At 67.8% G+C, this 1440-nt stretch carries 1 protein-coding gene; it reads right to left on the bottom strand.

Translation table 11 applies throughout. The annotated features are described in order from the left end of the window. Positions 1–897: 897 nt before the first annotated feature. The gene (locus AB0I88_RS27750) at positions 898–1236 is read right to left on the bottom strand and encodes a hypothetical protein (RefSeq protein WP_361030680.1); all 339 of its coding nucleotides are present in this window, start codon (positions 1234–1236) and stop codon (positions 898–900) included. Positions 1237–1440: the final 204 nt, after the last annotated feature.

Here is a 1440-nt window from a genome sequence, read left to right as displayed (position 1 = left end):
TACGAAGGCGGCACCGTCATCAGCCTGCTACCCGCGCTCAAGGTAGCCTGAAGATCAACTCATCGACCCTGTCCGTCGAAACGGGTCAAGCCCAGGCCGGCGTGCAGAGCGATGTGTGCTCGGAGAACGCGACACCCGCAGTGGGTGTGAAAACACCCGTTGCGGGTGTCACGTCTCTGGAACACCGATAGCCGAGATCCGTGTCCCGTTCTCCCCGGACGGGGATTCGTCTCCGCGTGCACTGCCAGCCGGCGAACCTGGCGGTGGTACCGTGCGACGGCCGACCGGTGCCACACGCTGGAGTTCACGGGGCAGCGTCAGCAGCGGTCGCCGAGGAGCCACCGCGGCCGACCGGGTCACTTCGCCGGTCTTGCCCAGCAACGAGCACCGTCCACGCAATGCCGTCCACATGCGCAACCACCGCAACGGACGGATCTTCACCGGTCTTCGACCACCGACCACCGATCGCCGTCGCCGTCGCCGTCGCCGGTCATCGAGCCCCTGATCCAGGTCCGGTTTCCGCTACCCCGCACCCGCGTCGTGAAGCCTGGCAAAGCGGGACGAACCGGATATACGCTGGTAGCGAGCCTCTATTGACAAGCCAGCAGGATCAGCTCTGATGCTGATGGCCGATTGTTCTTCTGCCTTCCCGCGGCCGGTAGGTGCCGGCCGGCGCGCACGTAAGGCTCTGCGTGGTCGTTCACGGGTGTCACAGCGGTGGTCCGGGCACACGATCGGTGCGCTGTGCGCGCCCACCTGGCCGGCGAGGGCGAGGGCGAGGGCGAGGGATTTTGCCAGCAGGGTTAGCACTCACGGCCAGCCGGAGTGGATCATTGCTCTGTCCGGGACACGGTTGTTGTGCGGGCGATCCCGTCGCGGACGTGAACCGGGGTCAGCTCACACTCCGGTGAAGACGGCGGGTGCCTCCATCCAGATGTAGAGGGTACTTCCGAGGTAGATCAGGGTGACGACGACGCCCATGGCGCCTTCTTTGAAGAACCTGTCCCGGTCCAGCGGGTCGGTGGCGCGGCGGGATCGCGCGAGAGTCCACACGTTGTGCGCGAGCCCGACGGCCGGGATGATCAGATAGCCCCAGGCCTCGATGGTGAGATGGAACCGGCCGGTCAGCTCCGCGACGGCGGCGACCACCAGCGCCAGCAGATAGGTGGCGAACAGGAGCCGGGTGGCCCGCTCCACGTGGATGTTCCGGGCGTTCACCGTGCTGGCCTGGTCCATTGGGTCTCCCTTCGTCGTGGCGAACACGAGGGTGTACCCGGGTGGCGGGTGCTCGGTTCGAGATCGACCCGAGACCGCACGACGAGACCGCCGCAACGGGCTGCCAGCGGCGACGGTCGACACCGACGGTGGGCGCGCGACGGTGGGCGCGCGACGGTCGGCGCGCGACGGTCGGCGCGCGACGGTCGACGCGCGACGGTCGAC

The organism is Actinoplanes sp. NPDC049802 (assembly GCF_040656595.1).
GTDB lineage: Bacteria > Actinomycetota > Actinomycetes > Mycobacteriales > Micromonosporaceae > Actinoplanes.
This window is presented reverse-complemented; position numbering and strand designations above follow the sequence as displayed.

Excerpts from the sequence above, each read along its gene's own strand:
- AB0I88_RS27750 (WP_361030680.1), bottom strand. The coding sequence starts at position 1,236 with ATGGACCAGGCCAGCACGGTGAACGCCCGGAACATCCACGTGGAGCGG.